The sequence below is a fragment of the Mycolicibacterium sp. XJ879 genome, from assembly GCF_053483935.1.
Genome location: NZ_JBEFTH010000001.1, coordinates 640397 through 658682 on the forward strand (window position 1 = coordinate 640397; position 18286 = coordinate 658682).

Annotated in this window: 15 protein-coding genes; 8 read left to right on the top strand and 7 right to left on the bottom strand. The window is 65.9% G+C overall.

Annotated elements, in window-relative coordinates; translation table 11 throughout:
- The first annotated feature begins 31 nt into the window (after positions 1–31).
- The 5 genes from narH (at position 32) to ABQF13_RS03335 (ending at position 4921) form a co-directional block, all read left to right on the top strand.
- Positions 32–1693, top strand: coding sequence for a nitrate reductase subunit beta (gene narH, locus ABQF13_RS03315; protein WP_448391260.1), 1662 nt, complete (start codon positions 32–34; stop codon positions 1691–1693).
- Positions 1690–2370, top strand: coding sequence for a nitrate reductase molybdenum cofactor assembly chaperone (gene narJ / locus ABQF13_RS03320; protein ID WP_448391261.1), 681 nt, complete (start codon positions 1690–1692; stop codon positions 2368–2370). Before narH ends, narJ begins: the two co-directional genes overlap by 4 nt.
- A 1-nt stretch (position 2371) precedes the next feature.
- Positions 2372–3100 (top strand): respiratory nitrate reductase subunit gamma, encoded by a 729-nt coding sequence (gene narI, locus ABQF13_RS03325; protein ID WP_448391262.1) that lies wholly within the window; start codon positions 2372–2374, stop codon positions 3098–3100.
- A gap of 132 nt (positions 3101–3232) precedes the next feature.
- Entirely contained in the window at positions 3233–3883 is a 651-nt protein-coding gene (locus ABQF13_RS03330; protein WP_448391264.1) for a helix-turn-helix transcriptional regulator, read from the top strand.
- 45 nt (positions 3884–3928) lie between these two features.
- On the top strand, positions 3929–4921 hold the full coding sequence (locus tag ABQF13_RS03335; RefSeq protein ID WP_448391265.1) for an Acg family FMN-binding oxidoreductase: 993 nt from the start codon (positions 3929–3931) through the stop codon (positions 4919–4921).
- 33 nt (positions 4922–4954) lie between these two features.
- On the opposite strand, the gene ABQF13_RS03340 is transcribed toward ABQF13_RS03335, so the two are convergent.
- A complete protein-coding gene (locus ABQF13_RS03340; RefSeq protein ID WP_448391266.1) occupies positions 4955–5488 on the bottom strand; it encodes a GNAT family N-acetyltransferase in 534 nt (177 codons plus the stop codon).
- Positions 5489–5676: 188 nt separating this feature from the next.
- On the opposite strand from ABQF13_RS03340, the gene ABQF13_RS03345 reads away from it, so the two are divergent.
- Entirely contained in the window at positions 5677–6564 is an 888-nt protein-coding gene (locus ABQF13_RS03345) for a universal stress protein (protein ID WP_448391267.1), read from the top strand.
- An 11-nt stretch (positions 6565–6575) separates the two neighbouring features.
- On the opposite strand, the gene dosR is transcribed toward ABQF13_RS03345, so the two are convergent.
- Together dosR and ABQF13_RS03355 are read right to left on the bottom strand one after the other, a co-directional pair.
- Entirely contained in the window at positions 6576–7223 is a 648-nt protein-coding gene (gene dosR / locus ABQF13_RS03350) for a hypoxia response regulator transcription factor DosR/DevR (RefSeq protein WP_448391268.1), read from the bottom strand.
- A gap of 105 nt (positions 7224–7328) precedes the next feature.
- On the bottom strand, positions 7329–8321 hold the full coding sequence (locus tag ABQF13_RS03355) for an Acg family FMN-binding oxidoreductase (RefSeq protein ID WP_448391269.1): 993 nt from the start codon (positions 8319–8321) through the stop codon (positions 7329–7331).
- Between the two features lie 264 nt (positions 8322–8585).
- On the opposite strand from ABQF13_RS03355, the gene ABQF13_RS03360 reads away from it, so the two are divergent.
- Positions 8586–9965 (top strand): WS/DGAT/MGAT family O-acyltransferase, encoded by a 1380-nt coding sequence (locus ABQF13_RS03360; protein WP_448391270.1) that lies wholly within the window; start codon positions 8586–8588, stop codon positions 9963–9965.
- 3 nt (positions 9966–9968) lie between these two features.
- Here the strand turns inward: ABQF13_RS03360 and ABQF13_RS03365 are convergent, their stop codons facing one another.
- From ABQF13_RS03365 to ABQF13_RS03375, 3 genes are all read right to left on the bottom strand, one after another.
- On the bottom strand, positions 9969–10403 hold the full coding sequence (locus tag ABQF13_RS03365) for a CBS domain-containing protein (RefSeq protein ID WP_448391271.1): 435 nt from the start codon (positions 10401–10403) through the stop codon (positions 9969–9971).
- An 85-nt stretch (positions 10404–10488) separates the two neighbouring features.
- The gene (fdhF, locus tag ABQF13_RS03370) at positions 10489–13194 is read right to left on the bottom strand and encodes a formate dehydrogenase subunit alpha (protein WP_448391272.1); all 2706 of its coding nucleotides are present in this window, start codon (positions 13192–13194) and stop codon (positions 10489–10491) included.
- On the bottom strand, positions 13182–14309 hold the full coding sequence (locus tag ABQF13_RS03375; RefSeq protein ID WP_448391274.1) for a complex I 51 kDa subunit family protein: 1128 nt from the start codon (positions 14307–14309) through the stop codon (positions 13182–13184). The genes fdhF and ABQF13_RS03375 overlap by 13 nt, the downstream gene beginning before the upstream one ends.
- Before the next feature lie 467 nt (positions 14310–14776).
- On the opposite strand from ABQF13_RS03375, the gene ABQF13_RS03380 reads away from it, so the two are divergent.
- On the top strand, positions 14777–16867 hold the full coding sequence (locus ABQF13_RS03380; RefSeq protein ID WP_448391275.1) for an adenosylcobalamin-dependent ribonucleoside-diphosphate reductase: 2091 nt from the start codon (positions 14777–14779) through the stop codon (positions 16865–16867).
- A gap of 8 nt (positions 16868–16875) precedes the next feature.
- Here the strand turns inward: ABQF13_RS03380 and ABQF13_RS03385 are convergent, their stop codons facing one another.
- Positions 16876–18129: an alpha/beta hydrolase family protein gene (locus tag ABQF13_RS03385; RefSeq protein WP_448391276.1), complete on the bottom strand. Its 1254-nt coding sequence runs from the start codon at positions 18127–18129 to the stop codon at positions 16876–16878.
- Positions 18130–18286 lie beyond the last annotated feature (157 nt).

Below are 18286 nucleotides of genomic sequence, written 5' to 3' on the forward strand. Positions count from 1 at the left end.
GCCAAGCGAAACGTGGAGAGCGAGGCATCAGATGAAGGTCATGGCGCAGATGGCCATGGTGATGAACCTGGACAAATGCATTGGGTGCCACACCTGTTCGGTGACGTGCAAACAGGCATGGACCAACCGTCCCGGCACCGAGTACGTCTGGTTCAACAACGTCGAGACCCGGCCCGGGCAGGGCTATCCGAGACAGTACGAAGACCAGGAACGCTGGCGGGGCGGGTGGATCCGCGACCGCAAGGGCAGGCTGCGGTTGCGTGATGGCGGGCGGCTGTCGAAACTGTTCCGGATCTTCGCCAACCCGAAGATGCCGAACATCTCGGACTATTACGAGCCGTGGACCTACGACTATGACAACCTGATGTCGGCGCCGCTGTCGGACCAGATGCCCGTCGCCCCACCGCGCAGCCTGATCAGCGGTGAACCGATGGACATCTCGTGGTCGGCCAACTGGGACGACGACCTCGGCGGATCACCGGAGATCGTGCCCGGCGACCCGGTGCTCAAACAGGTCAGCGAAGACATCAAGCTCGAACTCGAGCAGACGTTCATGTTCTTCCTGCCGCGCATCTGCGAACACTGTCTGAACCCGTCCTGCGTGGCGTCGTGCCCGTCGGGCGCAATGTACAAGCGCAGCGAGGACGGCATCGTGCTCGTCGACCAGGACCGCTGTCGCGGCTGGCGGATGTGTGTGTCCGGATGTCCTTACAAGAAGATGTATTTCAACCACAAGACCGGCAAAGCCGAGAAGTGCACGTTCTGCTATCCGCGTATCGAGGTCGGCCTGCCGACCGTCTGCTCGGAGACCTGCGTGGGCCGGCTGCGCTACCTCGGTGTGGTGCTCTACGACGTCGACCGGGTGCTGGAAGCCGCCACGGTGGAACACGACACCGACCTCTACGAGGCGCAGAAGTCGATCCTGTTGGACCCGCACGACCCCGAGGTGATCGCCGGGGCACACGCCGAAGGCATCTCCGACGAGTGGATCGAAGCCGCGCAACGTTCCCCGATATACGCCCTGATCCACAAGTATCAGGTGGCGCTGCCGCTGCACCCGGAGTACCGCACCATGCCGATGGTGTGGTACATCCCGCCGCTGTCGCCGGTGGTCGACGCGGTCGCCCGCGACGGCCACGACGGTGAGGAACTCGGCAACCTGTTCGGCGCGCTGGAGGCGCTGCGCATCCCGATGCAATACCTGGCGGGGCTGTTCACTGCCGGGGACACCGACATTGTGGAGGGTGTGCTGCGCCGGCTGGCCGCGATGCGCTCCTATATGCGCGACATCAACCTCGGCCGCGAAACCCAGCCGCATATCCCCGAATCGGTCGGGATGACCGAGGAACAGATGTACGAGATGTACCGGCTGCTGGCGCTGGCCAAATATGACGAGCGCTACGTCATCCCGACCGCCTACGCCGTCGACGAGCAGAACCCGCCCGAAGAGTCCGAACTCGGGTGCTCGCTGTCATTCGAAGGCGGCCCGGGCATGTATGAATCGGGCCCGTTCGGCGAGGCCAGCGGCGGGCCGGTACCGGTCGCGGTCGAGACCTTTCACGCCCTGCAGCACCGCCAGACCGCCGACGGTATGGCCGCCAACGCCGATCGACCCTCGCGGGTGAACCTGCTCAACTGGGACGGTCGCGGGGTGCCGTCGGGGCTGTTCCCCGGCGAAGGGGGCGGGGAATGAAGCTCCTGGGCCGCAAACCGGATTCGGCGACGTTGACCGACCGGCTGGTATGGCAGGCGGCGTCGTTGCTGCTGTGCTATCCCGACGACCGGTGCTTCGAGCGTCTGCACACCGTCGACGAACTGCTGGCGCACATCGGTGACCCGGCCGCGACGCTGCTCGGCCGCACCGCTGCGGCGCTGCGGCACACCGATGCGACCACCGCGGCCGCCCGTTACGTCGAAACCTTCGACATGCGGCGCTCTTCGACAATGTATCTGACCTATTGGACCGCCGGCGACACCCGCAACCGCGGCCAACACATGCTGGCGTTCAACACCGCGTACCGCGATGCTGGCGTAGCGCCGCCGGGCAAGGAAGCCCCCGACTACCTTCCGGTGGTGCTGGAGTTCGCCGCGACCGTCGACCCGGTGGGCGGGCGTCGTCTCCTGGTGGAGCACCGCGTCCCGATCGACGTGCTCTATACGTCGCTTCACGACACCGGTTCGCCGTACGCACCCGCCGTCGCCGCGGTGCGCACCACGCTGCCGCACCCCACCGACCGGGAGACCCAGCGCGCCCAGCGGCTAGCCGAGGCCGGTCCGCCCGCCGAAGCCGTTGGGCTGGAACCGTTCACGTTGACCGTGCCGCCCCGTCGGGCGGGTGTTGGCGGAAGCGCTACCGAAGGAGCTCGCTGACATGTCGGGTTGGGTGATCTTCTGGGACGTGGTGCCGTACGTGACGCTGGCCGTCGTCGCCATCGGGACATGGTGGCGGTACCGCTACGACAAGTTCGGCTGGACCACGCGATCGTCACAGCTCTACGAATCGCGACTGTTGCGCATCGGCAGCCCGATGTTTCACTTCGGCATCCTGGTGGTCATCGTCGGGCACATCATCGGCCTGGTGATCCCCGAGTCGTGGACTGACCTGGTGATGAGCGACCACGTCTACCATCTGCAGGCCATGGTGCTCGGCGCGATCGCCGGGATCACCACGCTGGGCGGCATCGCGCTGCTGGTGTACCGGCGGCGCACCACCGGCCCGGTGTTCTTGGCCACCACGGTCAACGACAAGGTGATGTACGCGGTGCTGGTGCTGGCCATCGTGGCGGGACTGGCCTGCACGCTGATCGGGGCCACACCCGTTGGCGCCGAACATGATTACCGCGAGTCGGTGTCACCGTGGTTCCGGTCCATCTGGATTCTGCAGCCCCGTGGGGATTTGATGGTCACCGCGCCGTTGTGGTTCCACATCCACGTGATGATCGCGCTGGTGCTGTTCTGCCTGTGGCCGTTCACCCGGCTCGTACACGTGTTCAGTGCACCCATCGCCTATCTGTTCCGCCCCTACATCGTGTACCGCAGCCGCGACGTGGCGGGTAAGGGCGAGTTGGTCGGATCGCATCCGCAACGCCGCGGCTGGTGACGCCACGGCCTCTGCCCGGCGAGTGTGGGGTTGTGCCACGCGCTGAGGCTCGACGGCGTCCCACAAACCCACATTCGAGCCCGGTTTCCCGGTGTTTCGTTGTTACGAGTAAACTTGGATAAACTTCCGGGCATGTCTGCCGGTCGTCGCGAAGATGTGCTCGCGACACTGCGCGCCACCGACGAGCCGATGAGCATCGTCGCGATCGCCGACAAGCTCGACGTGCACCCCAACACGGTCCGGTTTCACCTCGACACGCTGGTCGCCGACGGCCGCGCCGAACAGGTCGAATCCGAGCGGCGCGGGCCGGGCCGCCCGCCGTCGATGTTTCGCGCCGTGCACGGTATGGACCCCGGCGGTCCGCGGCGCTATCAGGTGCTCGCTGAAGTTCTGTTGCTCAGCCTGGCCGGCCAGCGCAACGCGGCGGACAAGGCGGCCGACGCCGGGCGTGCGTGGGCCCGCAGAATCAGCCAGCGCGACGGCCGCACCGTGGTCAGCGCGGACCAGTCGGCCCGCCGGCTCGTCAAGTTCCTCGATGAGCTCGGCTTTGCCCCGCGGTTACGCACGGTCGGCGGGAAGCGCCGGGTGGACCTGCGGCACTGCCCGTTCCTCGAATTGGCCGAGCACAGCACTGACGTCGTCTGCCCGGTGCACCTCGGGCTGATGCGCGGCGCGTTGGAGGCGTGGAACGCACCCGTCACGGTCGAGAAGCTCGAACCGTTCGTCGAACCCGATCTGTGCCTGGCGCAGCTGCGCGTCGAAAAAGTCCCCAGTCCGCAGTGACTTTGTTCCCTTGCCTACCTTTGCGGGCCGGGCGATGCTGGAGGCATGAGTACCCGCTTGCCGGATCATCGAACGATCCACACGGTCTTGTCGCTGGGCGTCAGGGCGCCGTCGATCCACAACACCCAGCCCTGGCGGTGGCGGGTCGGTGCCACGAGCTTGCATCTGTATGCCGACACCAGCCGGCACCTGCCGAACACCGACCCGGACAGCCGTGATTTGCTGCTGAGCTGCGGCGCGGCGCTGCATCACACGGTGATCGCGCTGGCCGCGCTGGGTTGGCAGGCGAAGGTCAACCGGCTGCCGGATCCGCTGCAGCCGGAACATCTGGCCAGCATCGAAGTGCAGCGGCACACCGCCACCGAACTCGATGTGGCGCTCGCGGCCGCGATACCGCGCAGGCGCACCGACCGTCGGCTCTACAGCTGGTGGCCGGTGCCGGCGGCCGATATCACGTTGATGGGTGCGCGGGCAGCCCGCGCGGGCGTGGTGTTGCGACAGGTCGAGGCATTGCCGAAGCTGCAGGGCGCCGTCGCGGAGGCGGCCTGGCGGCACGCGCTCGACCAGGATTACCTCACCGAGTTGGCCACCTGGAGTGGGCGTTACGCCGCCGTGTCCGGCGTCCCTGCGCGAAGCACGCCGCCGTCGGATCCGTTGTCGCCGATCCCCGGGCGCGTGTTCGCCGGGCCCGCTCTGGCCCAACCCGAAGACGCCGACCCGACCGACGACAGCGCGGTGGTGCTGGCTCTCGGCACGATGGACGACAGCAGCCTGTCGCGACTGCGCGCCGGTGAGGCCACCAGTTTGGTCCTGCTGACCGCGACCGCGCTGGGGCTCTCGAGTTGCCCGATCACCGAACCGCTGGAGTTTCCCGAAACGCGAGAAGCCGTGCGAAGCGACGTTTTCGGCGACAGCGCCTATCCGCAGATGTTGCTGCGGGTGGGATGGGCGCCGGTCAACGCCGACCCGCTACCGGCGACTCCTCGGCGCCCGCTGTCCGAAGTGGTCACCGGCCTCGACGGCTCGGTCTTCGAATAGTGCACGGGTAGCCGCGGCGTCATCGCACTCCGCCTATCCGCCCAGTTTCCTCAGGTCGATGACGACATGCATCACCGGACCGTCGAGGTGTCTGGTGCACGACAACCCGGATTCCGACATCATTTTCAGCATCAGGTGGTTTTCGGCCAGGACGTCGGCGATCAGATGGCGCACACCGGAGTCTTCGGCGATTTGCCCGAGTTGTCGAAGCAGTGCGGTACCGACTCCGCGCCGATGTTGGTTGTGCGCGACGACGATCGCAATCTCGGCATCGTCGGCGTCCTCGCACCGGATGTAGTTGGCCACGCCCAGGAGTGCAGCCTCATCGAAGGCGCCCAGCGCGTATCGGTTTTCGGACTGTTCGACGATGGACAGGGCGCAATCTGTCAAATGCGCTGGGTGGACTGTGAAGAAGCGGAAGTAGCACTCATCGTCGCTGAGCGTTGTGTAGAGGTTGATGACCGCGTCAGCATCACGGAACGTCAAGCGGCGGAGCACGATGCGCGTCCCGTCCAGAAGTGTGGCGTCCCAGTTTCGGTGCACCGGTGGGCCGTCCCTTGCAGACACGATCTACCGATCGGGTCGACCGCGCCGCAGTGCGGATACTTCGGATACTTCGGGCATATCGGACAGTATTGCGCTCAGGTCTTTCGGCCATCACGGAGGTGACCAATGGCCCCGGAATAAACGGGGGCTGCCCAATAACGTCTCATTTGAACTGATCGAACTCGCAGCATCCGGCAGGAGAGTGTGAAATGCCCACGAGGTCAAGGTATGACGGCATCGTCGTCGGTGTCGATGGATCACCGCCCGCGAAGGCAGCCGTCGAGTGGGCAGCGCGTGAAGCCGCGATGCGCAACCTCCCGCTGACCATCGTCCATGTGATCCAGTCGCCTGCGGTGCAGATGTGGCCCGAGGTGCCCACGCCGCCCGACCTGATGAGGCTACTGGAAGAGAACGGGCAGGTCATTCTGCGTGACGCCGATGAGATGGCCCAAGAAGCCGCCGGGGAGTCGACGGTCGACGTACAGACCGAGATGATCGTCGCCGGCGTGCTGTCCACCCTGATCGACGTATCCAAGGAAGCCACGATGGTCGTGGTGGGTTGCCGCGGACTCGGGGCGATCGGGCGACGTCTGCTGGGTTCGGTGAGCGCAGGCCTCATTCGCCACGGCGGCTGTCCGGTCGCGGTGATCCACGACGAGGACCCGCCGACACCGGAGCGCACAAATGCGCCCGTAGTCGTCGGTATCGATGGTTCGCCGGCCTCCGAGCTGGCCACGGCCATCGCATTCGATGCGGCGTCGCGCCGCGGCGTGCACCTTGTCGCGGTGCACGCCTGGAGCGATTTCGGGGTGGCCGAACTGCCCGGGGTCGAATGGTCCGACGTCCAAACCCAAGCCGAGGAGGCGCTCGCCGAGCGGCTGGCGGGCTGGCAGGAGCGCTATCCGGATGTCAAGGTGGAGCGAGTCGTCGTACTCGACCGGCCTGCACGTCAACTGCTCGAGCAGGCTGAGAAGGCGCAACTAACTGCGGTCGGGAGCCACGGTCGCGGTGGCTTCGCCAGAATGCTCCTCGGCTCGGTCAGTACGGCGGTCGCAGAGTCCGCCCGTACGCCGGTGATCGTCGCACGCCCGTCCTGACCAGGCTCAAGCTACTTGTGGGTATCTGACGATCGATCCAGTTTTGAAACGAAGACCGCCGCTTGGGTGCGACGTTGCATGCCGAGCTTGGCTAGCAGCCGCGACACATAGTTCTTGACCGTCTTCTCGGCTAGAAACATCCGCGCAGCGATCTGTTTGTTGGTCAATCCCTCGCCGAGCAGGTTCAGCAGCACGCGTTCCTGCTCGCTGAGATCCGCGAGTGGATCGGCCAGTTGGGCGGCCCCGCGCAATTTGGCCATCAACGCCGCCGCCGCCCGGTTGTCGAGCAGGGAACGGCCGGCGCCGACATCTTTGACGGCTTGGGCCAGTTCCATGCCCTTGATGTCCTTGACGACGTACCCGCTGGCGCCGGCCAGGATCGCATCCAGCATCGCTTCGTCGGAGGTGAACGATGTCAGCATGAGGCAGCGCAAATTGGGCAGGCGCGACAAGAGATCCCGGCATAGTTCGATGCCGTTACCGTCGGGCAACCGCACATCAAGCACCGCAACATCGGGTTGTAACGCGGGTATGCGGGCCATCGCTTGTGCAACCGATCCGGCCTCGCCGACGACCTCGAGGTCGGGATCGGAGTCGAGCAGATCGATCAGGCCCCGGCGCACAACCTCATGGTCGTCCACGAGAAAGACCTTCACCATGTGACGCCCTCCGAACTAGCGCTGAACAAGGAACGTTGCTCTCACAATACGTTCCGCGATTTGCTGATAAGTGGAGAACAACAGGCATTCGGTGCGGCTGTCCGGTTATCGTGGCTGGTCGCGGATCTCGAGCACCTCGTCGATCGGCCGCCGCGGTGTCGGCGGAGGCGGGTCCTCGTGCGCCGGGGCCACGCCGACGCGGACCAGAATCTGCGGGGTGGTGGTCTGGCCGATCAGGCTCGAGACTATGTCGCGGCTCGCCCACAGTTCGGTGATGTGGGTGAGTGGGCATGTCGCCAAGCTTTGCATCGTGGCCTCGAGCAGGACGGCCGAAAGCATCTCGCCGCACTCGAGGACGCTGGTGCGGTCGTTGGCGTGCGTAGATAATACGAGGATCTTGGACTGGTCATACCCGAACTCCAACCGCCTGGCTTCGTGGGGTACGCGCGGGAAGTCACGTCCGATATCCACGCGTTCGGCTTCGGAAGCGGACACCAGTGTGCTGTGTGGTACACCGTCGATGGACTCGAACGGCCCTGTCCACCAGGAGAGTTCGGAATGATACGAGGTGTCGTAGAGACGTAATGATTCGGTGAGTCGCGAGGCGTGCGCGAGCTCCGGACGTAGTTCGTCGGCGATGACATCCAGTCGTACAGCCCTGGACGTCACAGATCTGTGTAGCTGCGCCTGAACCAAATCCCAGTCCGGCGGGGCCGTGAGGGGCAGCCGGTCGGTCCGCCGGCGCAGTATCGCGTCTGCGCGGCGACGGTGCCCCTCGGTGATCAGCTCCATCGGCCGGAAGTCGATCGAAGCCAGATGTAGGGGATTGTTCGGGTTGGGAAGTCTGTCGACATTGGCCTGCCAGCCCGCCGCGGCCGAGGCCACCCGTAAGTGGTCCAGTGCGGCGCCACAGCCCAGGAGCGCCTCGCGACCCGAGTGGTCTGTCGAGTAGAGGACGCGGTCCTTGTCGAGAAACAGTTGAAGCGTGTCGGCCTCGGCAACCCATCGCCACGGCTGACTATTGAACAGCGACGGGGCGCGGCACGCCAACTGCACGACGTCCTTGATCACGTCTTGTTCCACCCGGGTGCGACCCATGCTTCCAGGTTGATACACCCCACCCCGGCAATGCCAGGGTCTATGGTCCCTAAGCGCGGAACTAAGGGCCCTGGGCGACCAGTTCGCGCAGGCGAGCCTGATCGTCAAGCCGTCCATCTCTTTCAGATGCCGCCCTGGACTGTCTCACCGTATCGCGGCCGGTCATCGTCGGGCACGTACCGAATGGCGAGGAGGTCCTCGTCCTCTTCGGTACGGGACCTCTGGCCCTTCCATCGCCTCCTTCGCGGGCGCAAGAGTTGACACATGGAGCACCTGAGCACTCTTGACGCGGGCTTTCTCGAAGCCGAAGATTCTGATCCGCACGTCAGCCTTGCGGTCGGCGGTCTGTCGGTCATCGAAGGGCCCATGCCCGACTACGATTCGCTTGTTGCCGGCATCGGGCAACGCGTACTCGCGGTTCCCCGGTTCCGACAACGTCTGCACACTCACCGTCTTGATCTCGAGGCCCCGGAATGGGTGGAAGACCCCGACCTCGATCTGACCCGCCACGTCCACCGCGCCGCGCTGCCACATCCGGGCGATGACACGGCGTTGTTCCGGTTTGTCGCCGACGTCATGGAACGGCGGTTAGACCGGGAGAGACCTCTGTGGGAATGTTGGATTATCGAGGGCCTGGCCGGTGACCGGTGGGCGACCTTGATCAAGATCCACCACTGCATCGCCGACGGGATTGCGACGATGCAGATGCTCTCAAGCCTCAGCGACGAGGGTGAGAGCGACACGTTCGCATCCAAGATTCGGGCGGCCCACGAGCCGCACCAGCAACCCAACCTCGTGCCCCGGCTGAGCCTCAATCCGCTTGATTGGGCCAGCGGGGCCTGGCACGCCGCGAGCACGGTCACCAGAGCAGCGGGTCTTGTATTGGAAGGGGCGGTTGAGATCACCTCGAGCCTCTTGCGTCCGGCAGCGCCGTCGCCCTTCGTCGGCCCGCTGACCACGATGCGACGGTACAGCGCGGTGCGCGTGTCACTGGCTGATGTGGCCAAGATCCGAGCGACATTTGATGTGACACTCAATGATGTTGTGCTGGCCGCTATTACGGATAGTTTCCGGCTAGGTCTTATTCGTCGTGGCGTGGAGCCCAGACGCAATTCACTGCCGACACTGGTGCCGGTGTCGGTGCGTTCGAACGAGGCGATGAGCGAGGCCGACAATCGGATTTCGGTGATGCTTCCGTACCTTCCCGTCGATAAATCAAACCCTGTCGAGCAACTGCGAGCGGTGCACGATCGGCTGACCACCGTAAAGAGCAGTGGTCAGCGGCAGGCATCGTCGGTGTTTGTCGCCGCGACGAACGTCGTTCCTTTTCCCTTGACGGCCTGGGCTGTTCGAGCGTTGACCCGATTACCGCAGCGCGGTGTCGTAACAGTCGCGACCAACGTGCCCGGGCCTCGTCACCAGATGCACGTCATGGGGCGAAAAGTGCTGGGGGTATATCCGATTCCGCCAATTGCCGTTCAGTTGCGAACCGTCATCGCGATCTTGAGCTATGCCGAAGAACTGGTCGTCGGCATCACCGCAGACTACGATGCCACACCGGACGTCGATGAACTGGCGCGGGGCATTGAACAGGGCATCGCGCGGTTGGCCGCGTTGAGTCAGGACACCGAGGAGCTGGCCTAGCGCTTAGTGGCTGGTCAGCGCCTTGGGGGCGCAGATCGCTTTGACGAACCGCGCGATCTCATGCTCGGGAAGCTGCCGCGCAACGTCGGCCTCGCTGACGATACCGACCAGTCGATGATTCTCGATCACCGGGAGACGACGCACCTGATGCTCTTCCATCATCAGCAGCATCTCTTGAATGTCGGCTCCCACATCGACGTGATAGGCGCTGCCCTGCGCTAGTTCCCCGGCAGTCATGATATTCGGATCATGACCAGCGGCAACACATTTGATGACGATGTCACGATCGGTGATCATGCCGTGCAGGCGGTCGTCGTCTCCGCAGATCGGCAGCGCGCCGACACCAAGATCACGCATGTGCTGAGCCGCTGCGGCGAGGGTTTCGTGTTCGCCGATACAAGTGGCGCCGGCGTGCATGACGTCGCGAGCCGTAGTCATGGTGGTCCTCCTTGCTCGTCGGGGCGAGACCGGTTGGTACCGCCTGAGACGACTTTATGGCCGAAGGGTCGCCTTGATTAGGGTCTTAAGACCTGTCACGCCGGACAATTGGCCTGGGTGGGCCCGAGGGGTCGACCTTCACCGCCGTAATTTTGTACTCCGGGGTGTGGGTCGTGCGATCGCGCCCTGGCCCGGTGATTGTATTCACGGGTACGGCTGGGTCGTGGAAGCTGGCGAACACCGTTCCCGTTTGCATGCGGTCGCTGATGCGGCACGGCAGTACGAGCGTGCCGTACCTGCTCTGTACAGAGACTTCCGCGCCATCGCTGACGCCCAGTCGCTGCGCATCCTCCGGTGAAATTTCGAGCGCGGCACCTAGGGTCAACGCGGCGGTGGCCGCCCGCCCGGTCATCGTGCCTGCGTTGAACGCGTACAGCTCACGGCCGGTGATCAGCACCAGCGGGTAGCCGTCGCTCGGTTGTTCGGCACTCGGCCGGTGATCGATGCGTCGCAACATGGCACGCGCCCCGATCCCCGGGAACGTGTCGCGGTGCAGCAGCGACGTCCCCGGGTGGTCCTCGTCGAGGCAGGGCCACTGCAGGCCGCCGGGCCTGTCGAGCCGGTGATAGGTGATCCCCGCACCGGCGGGCCAGAGGCGCCGGATCTCATCCCAAATGTCGTGTGCACCCCGGTAGGAGAAGTGGCCGCCCCATCCGAAGGCGGCGGCGGCCTCGCACAACATGTCGGTGTCGGTCTTGACGACGCCCGGCGGGGGAACCGCGCGGCGGATCCGCTGAATCCGGCGCTCGGAGTTCATGAACGTGCCGTCTTTCTCGAACGACGATGCGGCCGGGAGGAAGACCGTTGCGAAGCGCCGCGCCGTCTCGGTGAGAAAGAGATCCTGAACCACGAGCACCTCGAGCGCGGCGAGTGCCCGTTCGACCGACGCGGTCTGCGGCTGCGTGAGCAGGATGTCCCAGCCGACAACCCATAACGCGTCGAGCCGGCCGTCCTCGGCGGCGTCGAGCATCTCCATCGCATCGAGCCCGCGCACCTCGGGCACGGGCGCGCCCCATACCGCGGCGGCGCGCTCACGGCCATCGGCCAGGGCGATCATGCCGGTCAGATGGTGTGGCTCACATCCCATGTGGGCCGAGCCCTGCACATTGTTCTGTCCGCGAAGCGGATTGCACCCGGAGCCGGGCTTGCCGATGTTTCCGCTGAGCAGGGCCAGGTTGGCGAGACACATCACGGCGTCGGTGCCCTGGACATGCTCGGTGACCCCGAGACCGTGGAAGAGCATGGATGGGCCTGGTCCGGCATAGAGCCGGGCGGCGCGTCGCACATCGGCGGGATCCAACCCGGTGGTCGACGAAACCCGTTCGGGTACATAGGCGGTAGCGAAATCGCGGAACGCGGGGAAGTCGTCCACCCGCCGAGCCACGAACGCCTCGTCGACAAGGCCTTCGTCGATGATCGCGGCCGCGATCGAATTGAGCACCGCCACATTCGTTCCCGGGCGGGGCCGCAGGTGCACGTCGGCGTAGTCGGCGAGTTCGATCCGGCGCGGGTCGATGACGACGAGGTTGGTGCCGCGCAGCGCGGCCTGCTTGATGCGGGCGCCGACGATCGGGTGGGCCTCCGTGGTGTTGGACCCGCACACCACAATGGTATTTGCGATTTCGATGTCGTCGAATGAGTTGGTGGCCGCGCCGGTACCGAATACTGCCTTGAGGCCCGCAGCCGACGGTGCATGGCAGACCCGGGCGCAGCAATCCACATTATTGGTGCCGAGCACGACGCGCGCGAACTTCTGGGTGAGGTAGTTCTCCTCGTTGGTGGCGCGCGCCGAGCCCAGGACGCCGACCGCCGTCGGCCCGGCACGCTCGATGACGCGACGAAAGCCGCGTACCGCGACCTCGATGGCTTCGTCCCAGCCAACCGGCATCCATTCCCCCGACGAACTGCGCAGCATCGGGGTGGTGATCCGGTCGGCTGAGGCGGAAAAGCCGAAGCCGTACCTGCCCTTCACGCACAGGTGGCCGCGGTTGACCGGGGCATCATGAGCGGGAACGGCTTCCACGATCCGCCCGTTGCGGCTGCCGACCATCATTTCGCATCCGACGCCGCAGTACGGGCATGTGGTTCGAGCCCATTCGGTGGCCGACTCGGCTTGAACAGCGTGCACGTCGGTCAGGGCATTGGTCGGGCACGTGTCGACGCACGCGCCGCACGATACGCAGGTGCTGTCGGCCAGCGTACCGCCCGAGTCCGGGATGACGTGGGAGTCGGTGCCGCGACCGGTTATGCGCCAGGTGAATTGGCCCTGCACCTCGTCGCAGATCCGCACGCAACGCCAGCACGAGATACAATGGTTGAGGTCGACGCGGATGTTGGGGTGCGACGAATCCACCCGGCACGGGTCCGGTGTTCCCGTCGCCGACACCCCGTGGTCTGCGAGCATGCGATGCAACGGAAGTTCTGGATCGACGGCAACAGAATTGGCGGGGTAACGCCGAGTAAGCATGGACAGCAGGGCTTTTCGCAACTCGCGCAGCTCACCTGTCGTCGTTTGGACCACCATGCCCTCGGTCACCGGCGTGGTGCAGGCGGGCTTGGGGCGATCGGCGTCGTCGATCGTCACCACACACAACCGACAGGCTCCGGCCGGGGCGAGGCGCGGGTCGTGGCACAACGCCGGGATGTCGATCCCGGCGCTTGCCGCCGCCTCGAGCACCGAAACGCCGGGCGCACAGGAGACGGTGGCGCCGTCAATGATCAAGCGCGGCACGAGTCGAGGTCCTCCCCGTAATGGGTCATCACGCTGCGGGCGAACGCCGCCAACCCGCTGCCATGACCGCACAGGCTCGTCGCCGCCAGTGCCCGCACCGTGGACCGCCACTCGGCGTCACCAGCCTCGTCCAAGACCCCCGAGAACAGCTGCTCGATCCGGGCGGCGCCGACGCGGCACGGTGTGCAGGCGCCGCAGGATTCGTAGGCGCCGAACCGAAAGACGTGATGCACGAGTTCACCGACCGGTGTGGTGTCGTCGAACCCGATGATTCCCCCGTGGCCGACCTCGGCTCCGATGCCGCGCAAGTCGTCGAAGGTGAACGCAACGTCGAGCAGCGTGGGCGGGACGATTCCGGCCAGCGGGCCGCCGACGATCACACCCCTCAGGTCATCGTCGACGAGCCCGCCGCCGAGCCCTTCGACTATCTCTCGCAGCGGGATACCGAACTCGACTTCATAGAGCCCCGGCCTGCGGAACAGCGAGTTCAACGACACCACCTTCGTGCCTGTGCTGGTGCCTGACCCGAGTCGGGCATATGCGGTGCCGCCGTGACGAAGAATCCATGGCACAGCGGCGAGCGTCTCGACGTTGTTCACCACGGTCGGCACACCATGCAGACCGGACTGCGCGGGATAAGGTGGGCGCGCGCGCACCATCGGACGCCGTCCCTCGAGGGCATTGAGCAGCGCAGTCTCCTCGCCGCAGACGTAGCTGCCCTTGCCCTCCACCACGCTGACCGTCAACGGGGGTCCGTGCCCGAGAAGTGCGTCGCCGAGAATTCCCGCGGCTTCGGCCTCGGCCACGGCGGCGCGAACCGTGGCCAGCGCCCGCGGATACTCGCGGCGCACGTAGATACATGCCCGCTGCGCACCGATGGCGACCGCCGCGATCGCCATCCCTTCGAGCACGGCGTGCGGGTCGCCTTCCAAGAGATACCGGTCGATGTACGCACCAGGATCGCCTTCGTCCGCGTTGACGACGAGAACGCGTGCGCCTTCGGATTGCGCTCGGGCAGCGCGCCATTTGCGGGCGGTCGGAATGCCTGCCCCACCACGGCCGCGGAGCCCGGACCTGTCGACTTCGGCCAGCGTTGCCTCGGGTTTCGAGGACAAAGCGCGGGCAAGACCCACGTACCCCGCGTCGGCGCGGTAGTCACTCAGCTGCGGAGAAGAACCCCGGCTGATTCTGGCGAGTATCACTGCGGTGTCACAAGCGACTTCGACCGCGGGACCAGACAGATCGCCTGCGGCAGCAGGACCCGCGAAGCAGCGCCCCAGGCAATAGACGCGAGGATCGGACGCATCGGCCTCGGCCCAGCGCGCCGGGTTCCGTTGTCGGGCCACAAAGCACGCCGTGCCCTGACAACACTGTGTGCCAATCGTGACATCGGCAAGGTGGTAGAAGGACGCGTCCTGTGCTGGTCGCCGTTCGTCATGCCGTTGGCGTGGCATGCAGCCAGTCTTGACCGCGACCGACCGGCGCCACAGGGCCGAAAGTCCCGGATGGCTCAGGGAGAATGACTCTGGCGGCCCCGTCCGCTTCGGGCAGCATTGAGGCCGCAGTGAAGGAGCGGATAGCCGTGTCCACCAAGGCGAAAACGAGAACCTGGCCGACAGAAGTCCGACGCCGGGACGGAACCGTGGTGCCGTTCGACGTCACGCGGATCGAAGCCGCGGTGGCTGGGGCGGCCCGTGAGGTGGCGAACGACGACCCGGACATGGCGATAACGGTGGCCAGGGCGGTTGCCGACGCGCTGGGGCCTGGCGTGGCGCCGGTCGAAGAGATACAGGACTACGTCGAGGCGCGGCTGGGCGAAGCCGGTCTCGACGACGTCGCCCGCGCATACATCGTCTACCGACGGCGCCGCGCCGAGCTGCGCACCGCCAAGGAGATGCTCGGGGTGGCCGACGAGCTGAAGCTGAGCCTGGCGGCGGTGACGGTACTGCGCGAGCGGTATCTGCTGCGCGACGACAAGGGGCGCCCGACCGAGTCGACCGGCGAGATGATGGACCGGGCCGCGCACTGCGTCGCCGCGGCAGAGGATGGGTACCGGCCAGGTTCGTCGACGCGCTGGGCCGAGCGGTATGCGAAGCTGCTACGCAGCCTTGAATTCCTGCCGAACTCGCCCACGTTGATGAACGCCGGGACCGATATCGGCCTGCTGTCTGCCTGCGTTGTCCTGCCCGTCGACGATTCACTGCGTTCGATCTTCGCGACCCTCGGCCAGGCCGCGGAGGTTCAGCGGTCCGGCGGTGGCACCGGCTTCTCGTTCAGCCGGTTGCGTCCCTCGGGCGACCCGGTGACCATCACGGCAGGCACCGCGAGCGGTCCGATGCCATTTCTGGAGCTGTACGACACTGCCGCCGAGGTGGTTTCCATGGGCGGTCGTCGACGCGGCGCCTGCATGGCCGTGCTCGACGCGTCGCATCCCGACATCGTCGACTTCATCACGACCAAAGCCCGCTCACAGAACGCGCTGACACATTTCAATCTGTCGGTCGGCGTCAGCGATCGGTTCATGCGTGCGGTGGAACGAGGCGATAATCATCGGCTGGTCAACCCGCGGACCGGCAGGACCGTTGCCCAGGTGCCCGCCGCAACGCTGTTCGACAGGATCTGTGCGGCAGCGCACGAATGCGGAGACCCGGGTCTGGTATTCCTCGACGCCATCAACAGGGCCAACCCGATACCGCGCCGTGGCCGGATCGAGGCGACCAACCCGTGCGGCGAGGTTCCGCTGCTGCCGTATGAGTCCTGCAATCTCGGCTCGATCAACTTGGCCCGAATGGTTGTCGACGGGCGCATCGATTGGGACCGGCTCAACGAGGTCGTCGCGCTCGCCGTGCGATTCCTCGACGACGTCATCGACGTGAGCCGGTACCCGTATCCCGAGTTGGAAGAAGCCGCCCGGGCCACCCGCAAGATCGGCTTGGGCGTGATGGGGTTGGCGGAATTACTTGCCACCCTGTCCATTCCGTATGACAGCGAGGAGGGGGTGGGGCTGGCCGAACAGCTCATGAGGCGGATACAGCGAGAGGCGCACATCGCCTCGAAGCGGTTGGCCGAAGAGCGGGGCTCGTTTCCGGCGTTCGCCGACAGCCGGTTCGCGCGCTCGGACCCGCGTCGCAACGCGCAGGTCACCTCCGTGGCACCGACGGGAACCATCTCGCTCATCGCCGGTACCACCGCCGGAATCGAGCCGATGTTCGCGATCGCTTTCACGCGTTCGGTTCTCGGCAGGCAGCTGCTGGAGGTCAACCCGTGTTTTGACCGGCTGGCCCGCGGTCAGGGTTTCTACAGTGACGAGTTGATCAGCGAGATCGCGCAGCGCGGGGGAGTGCGTGGGTGCCCACAGTTGTCGGCTTCGGTGCGTGGCGCGTTTCCCACCGCGGCCGAGATCGCGCCCGACTGGCACCTGCGGATGCAGTCCGCGGTGCAGCGCCACGTCGATGCGGCCGTTTCCAAGACGGTCAACCTGCCGGCAACCGCGACGGTCGACGACGTTCGCGACATCTACCTGGCCGCCTGGAAGGCAAAGGTCAAGGGGATCACGGTCTACCGGTACGGCAGCCGCGAAGGACAGGTGTTGTCGTATGCCGCACCCGACGCGCTCGCCCAGGCCGACACGGTGTACAGCGGGGGCTGCATCGCCCGGTCCTGCGACTGCTGACCGAATCGCTACTGGTCCGGTTCGCATTCCGGCACCGCCCCGGTGAGCAGCCCCGATTGCACCAGCGCACAGTCGATGAACTGCTGGACGGGCCGCGACTGGAAGAACCCGGTGTGGCCGCCGGGATACCACAGGATCTCTGGCCTGCCCCAGTGCTCCCACAGCTTGACGATCTGCTCGCGCGGATGCACGAGACGGTCGGCGATGCCCGCGTAGATCAACCGGCCGCGCATCGGCACCTTGGGCGCCAAGGACAGTGGCGAGGTCATCCGCCCGATGGGCGCGGCCATGGTCACCGTCTGACGGCGTGGATCGTCGTCGCTCAAGCCGGCGTGGCTGCCAAGCAGGTCGATCAGATCGACCACCGGCACCCCGAGGATCGCGCAGGTGAGCCCGGTATCGAGGCTCGCGACCAGGGACGAGACGTAACCGCCGAGGGACAGACCGTACAACCCGATCGGTGCATCGGGTTGCTGTGAGCGGATCCAGGCCAGCAACCGCCGGATGTCCCACACACCCTGGGCGGTCGCATGCACGTTGTCCATCACGTCCGCGCCCGGAAACACCGCACCTTTGGGCAGGCCTCGACCCCGCGGGCCGTGCATCGGCAGGACCGGCAGGACCACGTTGAGGCCGAGATCACGGTGCAGGTGCCACGCCCGGAACAACGCCAGGTCGAGCCCCGCGCGGCCCATCTCCGTTCCGTGCACGCACACCAGCCAGGGCCGATCTTCCCTGTGACGCAGCAGCAATGCGTACCCACGGTGATTGGCGGTATAGCCGAGCCAGCGTTGTCTACCGGGTTCGTCCGCGCGTGGTGTGTAGCCGCTGTCGAACACCATGCGCTCATACGACCGGCCGAACGCCTCCACCGGGTGGACGGCGACTTCAGCGAGTGCCCGGGGTTTGGCGAAGTAGCGTGCCGGTTGCTCCAACCAGCCGTGCTGCTCGTAGCAGGCCAGCGCCGCAACGACTTCGGTGTTGATGCGCTCGAATTCGGCCATATCGCTGATCGGCCGACGCATGCGCAATCCCATGAGCACGATCTCATCGCGCAGCGCATGCGCGGCAAGCGCCGGCGTCGGCCGAGCGATCGGAAGCTCGCGCGGCTTGCGATTCAGATAGTCGCGCCACGCGTGCGCGTAGTAGCTACCGGTTCTCGCGAACGGTCCCAACACAGAGTCCAACGCGCCCGTGCCGAACGACGGAACGCGAGGACTCGCTCGCCGCTCGTCCGCATCGTCGCGGTCAGGTGCCGCCATGTGTGCCGACATTACGATCCAGCCACGTACTGCCGTAGTGGCTTCGTTCACACGATCAGGTGACGATCGGCCGTAGCGGGGTGGGACCTAAGCCCGTCGCGCTGCCCGACAGTTGACTCCTACCATCCCAGATGGTCATCGATCGGCGGGAGGACCT

What these genes read in the sequence shown, in the direction of transcription:
- narH (WP_448391260.1), top strand. Translation starts at nt 32, where the DNA reads ATGAAGGTCATGGCGCAGATGGCCATGGTGATGAACCTGGACAAATGC.
- narJ (WP_448391261.1), top strand. Translation starts at nt 1,690, where the DNA reads ATGAAGCTCCTGGGCCGCAAACCGGATTCGGCGACGTTGACCGACCGG.
- narI (WP_448391262.1), top strand. Translation starts at nt 2,372, where the DNA reads ATGTCGGGTTGGGTGATCTTCTGGGACGTGGTGCCGTACGTGACGCTG.
- ABQF13_RS03330 (WP_448391264.1), top strand. Translation starts at nt 3,233, where the DNA reads ATGTCTGCCGGTCGTCGCGAAGATGTGCTCGCGACACTGCGCGCCACC.
- ABQF13_RS03335 (WP_448391265.1), top strand. Translation starts at nt 3,929, where the DNA reads ATGAGTACCCGCTTGCCGGATCATCGAACGATCCACACGGTCTTGTCG.
- ABQF13_RS03345 (WP_448391267.1), top strand. Translation starts at nt 5,677, where the DNA reads ATGCCCACGAGGTCAAGGTATGACGGCATCGTCGTCGGTGTCGATGGA.
- dosR (WP_448391268.1), bottom strand. Translation starts at nt 7,223, where the DNA reads ATGGTGAAGGTCTTTCTCGTGGACGACCATGAGGTTGTGCGCCGGGGC.
- ABQF13_RS03355 (WP_448391269.1), bottom strand. Translation starts at nt 8,321, where the DNA reads ATGGGTCGCACCCGGGTGGAACAAGACGTGATCAAGGACGTCGTGCAG.
- ABQF13_RS03360 (WP_448391270.1), top strand. Translation starts at nt 8,586, where the DNA reads ATGGAGCACCTGAGCACTCTTGACGCGGGCTTTCTCGAAGCCGAAGAT.
- ABQF13_RS03365 (WP_448391271.1), bottom strand. Translation starts at nt 10,403, where the DNA reads ATGACTACGGCTCGCGACGTCATGCACGCCGGCGCCACTTGTATCGGC.
- ABQF13_RS03385 (WP_448391276.1), bottom strand. Translation starts at nt 18,129, where the DNA reads ATGGCGGCACCTGACCGCGACGATGCGGACGAGCGGCGAGCGAGTCCT.